At 50.9% G+C, this 5,899-nt stretch carries 4 protein-coding genes and 1 pseudogene; 3 read left to right on the forward strand and 2 right to left on the reverse strand.

What is annotated here, in order from left to right; translation table 11 throughout:
* The first annotated feature begins 530 nt into the window (after positions 1 to 530).
* The 3 genes from E9531_RS17165 (at position 531) to E9531_RS17175 (ending at position 3,556) form a co-directional block, all read left to right on the forward strand.
* Positions 531 to 1,394 carry a DUF5131 family protein gene (locus E9531_RS17165; protein ID WP_136574997.1) on the forward strand — a complete coding sequence of 288 codons (864 nt, stop codon included), beginning with the start codon at positions 531 to 533 and terminating at the stop codon, positions 1,392 to 1,394.
* A 36-nt stretch (positions 1,395 to 1,430) separates the two neighbouring features.
* The gene (locus E9531_RS17170; RefSeq protein ID WP_136574998.1) at positions 1,431 to 2,714 is read left to right on the forward strand and encodes a three-Cys-motif partner protein TcmP; all 1,284 of its coding nucleotides are present in this window, start codon (positions 1,431 to 1,433) and stop codon (positions 2,712 to 2,714) included.
* Positions 2,715 to 2,806: 92 nt separating this feature from the next.
* Positions 2,807 to 3,556 carry a three-Cys-motif partner protein TcmP gene (locus E9531_RS17175; RefSeq protein WP_244610170.1) on the forward strand — a complete coding sequence of 250 codons (750 nt, stop codon included), beginning with the start codon at positions 2,807 to 2,809 and terminating at the stop codon, positions 3,554 to 3,556.
* Positions 3,557 to 3,860: 304 nt separating this feature from the next.
* Here the strand turns inward: E9531_RS17175 and E9531_RS17180 are convergent.
* Together E9531_RS17180 and E9531_RS17570 are read right to left on the reverse strand one after the other, a co-directional pair.
* A pseudogene (locus E9531_RS17180) lies at positions 3,861 to 5,304 on the reverse strand (IS1182 family transposase).
* A 232-nt stretch (positions 5,305 to 5,536) separates the two neighbouring features.
* The coding region (locus E9531_RS17570; protein WP_158291839.1) for a hypothetical protein at positions 5,537 to 5,899 on the reverse strand (363 nt) is incomplete at its 5' end.

The raw sequence follows: 5,899 nt of genomic DNA on the forward strand, positions 1-5,899 counted from the left end.
GAACGCCCGATGAATGAAACGCAGATCAAGCCCCTGCAGGTCTCTCAATGGCTTTGAGGGAAAGCTGACAGCCAGTAATTAGACTGCATTGACCAAATGCTCCAAAGATACTGCGCTTGCGCGACAACAGTGAACCAATGAAGCACAAAGAATTGGTGAAACCACTGACCAGTCAACTCAGTGCCAGTTATGAATTGATTGAAACATTTGGTAGCATAAAGGATTAGGCTGGTTTCGGCCAGAAGCAGGCAGTCTGCAGTACCAGCAAAAAGCAGACTTTGGGTGTTGTTTCCAGCGGTAAAATCGAATGAAATTAATGACATCCAAAAATTGGCTGATCGTTGGCATTTTGTCAATTTCTTGCTCTACAACCGTACAGGGACAGGAGTGGATTTCGCAATTGCATTCATTGAGTCAATGGGGGCACGTATCGGGAGATGATCCGAGTCACATCACTTATTTTGTAGTTTTGTAGATTTATGCAATTCCTTTTGCAACAAGGGGTTGGAAAAGTTTGAAGATAAAAAGTAATGGGAAAAGATACCCGCATCGAATGGACACACCATACCTTTAATCCATGGTGGGGTTGTGTTCGCGTGTCATCTGCGTGTGATCATTGCTACGCGGAAACATGGGCTAAGCGCTTGGGTGAGGATGTCTGGGGGCCGAAGTCTGAGCGCCGCTTTTTCAGTGATGCTCATTGGAAAGAGCCTTTGAAATGGGATCGAGAGGCGAAGGCAAGTAAGAATCGCCGGCGCGTCTTTTGTGCGTCTATGGCAGATGTTTTCGAGAACCGCAAGGATTTGGTATCTCATCGGCTTCGTCTATTAAATCTAATTGCAGATACGCCAAATTTGGATTGGTTATTGTTGACCAAACGGATTCATTTGGTACGAAAGCAGTTACCGAAGGGCTATGAGTTTCCTGCAAATGTTTGGCTTGGAGCTACTGTTGAAGATCAAGATGCCGCTGGCAAACGGTTGAAGTATCTTCTTGAGTTCGACACGCCGGCAGTCCGATTCTTATCTTGTGAGCCTCTTTTAGGTCCTCTGGACTTGCGCCCATGGTTGAAAAAGAACAAGGCTGGTTCGCGTGTAGATTGGGTCATTGCCGGTGGAGAGTCTGGGCCTGGCGCACGTCCTATGGATCCACAATGGCCGGAAGACCTCCGCAAGCAATGCAATGACGCTGGCGTTGCGTTTCATTTCAAGCAGTGGGGCCATTGGGCCCCTTTGGAGCAGGCGGCTGATGCGGTGACGGGGCGTACGCCGATTCACATCGTCCGGCGTGACGGCTCAGAGATCAAGCTGGCAGCGGTTGGAAAAGGTAAAGCAGGTCGCTCCTTAGGTGGCCGTCAGTGGGATCAATTTCCGAATACGGAAAAGAGAGTCTAGCGTCGATCGACTTCATAACCGCAGAAAGGCTTACATTTGGCAGAGAGTCACTATGATTGGAAGAACGGACCGGCAGAAATCGATCCACACAGTCTGACAAAGCATGAGGTGCTGGTTGGTTACCTGATCCGATATTTCGAGCAGCGCACACTCAATGCGAGGGGACGAGAGCAGCTGCGTATCACGCTGGTCGACGGGTTCTGCGGAGGCGGTCTCTACACGCTCAAGGGGCGCGGTACGGAAGTACTTGGGTCTCCGCTTCGCATGCTAGATGCTGTTCGGGAAGCCCGTATCCGCGTCAATATCGAGAGAACGAAACCTATTGAGCTTGATGTACGGTATATCTTCATTGACAAGGATGCACGTGCGCTATCGCACCTGAGACAGGTACTTCAAGATAGGGGATATGGTGAGTATGTTGGGAAGACTATTCACGTCATTCATGACGACTTCGCTTCCGCATCGCCAGAGGTATTTCGGTTGATCAATGCTCATACGCCCCGAGCGCAAACTGCACTTTTCTTTCTGGATCAGTATGGTTATAGCGAGGTGCCTGCACCGCTGATTCAGAAGATATTTGCAGAATCTTCGAAAAGTGAAGTGGTCTTGACTTTTCACGTCTCGGCTTTTGCTACCTACACCAACGATGACTTTACGGAGAAAGTTGCCGACAAGCTAGTCATCGACATTCGTTCGCAGTTGAGGGGCAGAACAATCGAACAAATCAAAGAGGAGGATGGCGCGGATTGGCGACGCTTTATTCAAGCTGCGCTTTACCAAGCCTTGGTGAAAAATTGTGGCGCGGAGTATTTTACGCCCTTCTTCATTCGTGGAGAAGGTAGTGGTCAAGGTGAATACTGGCTGGTGCATCTTTCACGGCATCCACGTGCTCAGGACGTGATGAAACAGGTGCACTGGGAGCACCAGAACCATTTTATCCATTACGGCGGCGCGGGCCTTGACATGCTTGCGACCCACATGATGGGTTTCCGCCAACAATTCGAAGGAGGGTTTGTGTTTGATGATATGGCGCAGAACCTATCTGCCGATACACTGCCTCTGCATCTCGCGAAGAACATTTTTAACCGCATACAACCTGTGCAGATTGGCGAGTTATTTTCCTCTACCTGCAATACATCTCCAAGCACATCACTGATGTACAAGGACGCGCTTGCAAGGCTGTCTGGTGAGAAAGACATCGTCATTCGTTCCGAGGACGGAGTGATTCGGCGATTTGCACGATACATGCGGGATACGGATTGGATCGAACGAAACCCGCAAACCTCCCTCTCCTTTGCGTCGCACAGGAGTGGGCTGTGAGTTTTTGCCTTGCTTGTGACGATGACCCTTTGCCACACTTGCCTGTGGAGTTCGGACGGGCTGGAGAGGGCGTTGGCCGATGGGTGCCAGAAATGAAGCACACTTTTTTGGCCAAATATGTAGAAGGAACGAGGAGAGCAAGGGAGAAATTTAAACAACGCGTTTTCGTTGATCTGTACTGTGGTCCAGGACGAATTCAGGTCAAAGGTGAAACGATGACGCGCCCTGGTGGCGCCTTGGTCGCGTGGCAACACTCGCTTCGAGATAATGCTGCATTCACCTCATGCTTTGTTGGTGATTTGAATACGTCACGCGCATTGGCATGCGCAGAACGGTTGAAGGCAATGAATGCGCCTGCGATTGCGCTCCCAGGGGCTGCAGAGACCACTGTCGATCACGCGCTTCAAGTTATTCCTCGCAGCGCTCTCTGCCTTGCGTATCTCGATCCATACAACTTACAGTACCTGTCTTTCAATGTAATCGAAAAGCTGGCGAGATTGAAGTTTGTTGATTTTGCGGTGCATTTCAGCACCATGGATTTGCGGCGCAACGTGTTGATGGAGTACAACCCAGAGCGTGCTCGTTTCGATGCGGCAGCTCCTGGTTGGCGGGACCGCATTGATCCGACTGCATTTGTGCGTGGTGATGCAGATGAAGCTTTCTTCGACTATTGGTGTGGCTTGGTGCAAGGGTTGGGGTTTACGATCAGCAAGCGTATGCCACTGGTGCGAGACGAAGGCAATCGCCCACTCTACCACTTGGTATTTTTTAGCAGACACGAATTGCCTAACAGGATATGGGGCGATGTGGCACAAGGCCCTAATCGTGAATTTGACTTTTAGATATGACTGTTGAGAATTTATCCAGCCTCTGGAATACTTTGAATGCTATATTTCTGCCCTTTGAGCATCAATGTGTTAGAGATGGTTTGCAGGCGAATATCGAGATATTGCAGACTAACTCTGGGCTACTGCTTTGGGTCGAGGCTGTGTGGAAACTCAAAAATGCATCGCCATCTCAGTCAATGGGACAACAGATCTTTCGCATTTCATGATGTTTAAGGTTTTTTCCATCAAGAACGATCAGAGTCCTACCAATCAGACATACAACGCCTTTTAGGGCTGCAATCTCACCCGTTAAAAGGGCTCACTTGCCCATCGACTGTATGGCAGTCATCGTCTTGTTAAACCCAAGAATGCTAAGCACCCGCTTGAGGTTGTAGGCCAGCACGTTCAAGCTCATCTCGGTGCTGACATTCGGCAGCCGTTTGGTCAAGAAATGCGTGTATCCCATCCAGTGCTTGAGCGTGCCAAACACATGCTCCACAGTTCGCCTTCGCACCATCATGGCATCTGGCATTTGATCAAGGCGTTGTTGTGCACGCTCTACTACGTCTTCGTGCTCCCACCGGCTGATACGACGGTAATCGCTGGGCGTGCATTGGGATTTGATCGGGCATTGCTTGCAAGCGCTGCTCCAGTAGCGCCGCATTTGCAGCCCAGCTTCTTCGCGGGTGAAGCGGTAGAGGGCTCGCTGTCCTGCAGGGCACTGGTATTCGTCATCTTTCTGGATGTAGATGAAGTCTGAGCGATCGAAACGTCCTTGAGCACGTGCACCTGATGTATTGGGCTTGGGCAGAATGGCGGCAACGCCTGTGTCTTCGCAGGCTTTGATCTGCTCGCCACTGTAGTAACCACGGTCAGCAATGGCTTGCAGTTTGCGTTTGCCCATGGCTTTGCGTGCAGCCAGTGCCATGGAGGCCAAAGCACTTCTGTCATGCCCTTGGTTGATCACTTCATGGGCGACGATTAGGTGGTGTTTGGCATCCACCGCCACTTGAACGTTATAGGCCACCATGCCTGAGCCTCGTCCACTGGTGGCCATGGATCTGGCATCAGGGTCTGTTGTTGAGAGCTGCTTGTGGTTGCTCTTTGAGTTGCTCCTTCACTTCATCGAGCGCCTGCATTTGTTGGCGCAGCAAGGCAATCTTGTCTTGGAGTCGCGTGGTGCGTGCCTCCAGTTCCTCAGGCTGCGTACGGTCTGCCGTATCCAAGGCGGCCAGATAGCGTTGAATGCTTTCTTCAATCTGCTGTTGGCGCTTGTCGATCTTGCCCATGGTGAAGTTCTTGTCACGGGTGTTGACGGCTTTGAACTTGCTGCCGTCAATCGCTACCAGTGCCTGGCTGAATAGTTTCAGATCACGACACAGAACTACAAATCGGCGGCATACATTGCGAATGCCAATGCCGTTATCTCGACGGAAGTCAGCGATTGTTTTGAAGTCAGGTGCCAAGCGGCCAGTGAGCCACATGAGCTCTACATTGCGCTGGACCTCACGCTCTAGGCGACGACTGGATTGAATGCGATTGAGATAGCCGTAAATGTAGACCTTGAGTAGCACTGCAGGGTGATAAGCTGGGCGGCCCGTGGCTGCAGGTGTTGACCCATTAAAACCCAGTGATAGCAAGTCCAGTTCTTCAACGAACGCATCGACAATGCGTACTGGATTGTCTGCTCCTACAAAGTCATCAAGACACTCAGGTAGCAAGGTCACTTGCTCGCGGGACTGGCCTTCGACGAATCGCTTCATGGGGCACCTCGCTAAAACTAGGTGCCTTGATTTTAATTTTTGAATAGCTGTCAGCCAAGCGTTTTCACACAGCCTCGGTCGATTTTTGCCATTCACTCAACCCCATCCGAATCATTGAAGCCCATCACCCGCTGTTTTTCCGTTACTCTCACAAAAAAAAGAAAGCAGGATCCCTCCTGCCTTCTATGCTGGCGTCCCAGCATTCAAAACGGTTTAACGCATGCTTGTGGAGTCAAGCCCTGGCCTGAATCACAACCATACGCTGCACCGTACAAGCCAAGTACCCACCATCCAAGGTCCGGTAAATACACAGCTTGTTTTGCAAACCCATCGCATCGCTTTGCATTTTGCTTGGCAGAGTCACACGGGCGTTATGCCCACACCCCCACAAGACTGGCACTTTTTGGTCCAGCACCAACAAACTTCTCAGCTTTGGCAGCCCCGAGGCGCTGTGCTCACACTCCACCCCAGTGACCAACATCCACCGCTTGCCATCTTTCGGTAAAGCCAGTTGCACCAGAATCACCCCATCAGAAGACAAGCCCTTGAGCAACGGCTGCGCCAGTGCATGCAAAGGACCTTGAATCATTCGTGC

It is taken from the genome of Lampropedia puyangensis (assembly GCF_004833285.1).
Taxonomy (GTDB): domain Bacteria; phylum Pseudomonadota; class Gammaproteobacteria; order Burkholderiales; family Burkholderiaceae_C; genus Lampropedia; species Lampropedia puyangensis.

What these genes read in the sequence shown, in the direction of transcription:
- E9531_RS17175 (WP_244610170.1), top strand. Translation starts at nt 2,807, where the DNA reads ATGAAGCACACTTTTTTGGCCAAATATGTAGAAGGAACGAGGAGAGCA.
- E9531_RS17165 (WP_136574997.1), top strand. Translation starts at nt 531, where the DNA reads ATGGGAAAAGATACCCGCATCGAATGGACACACCATACCTTTAATCCA.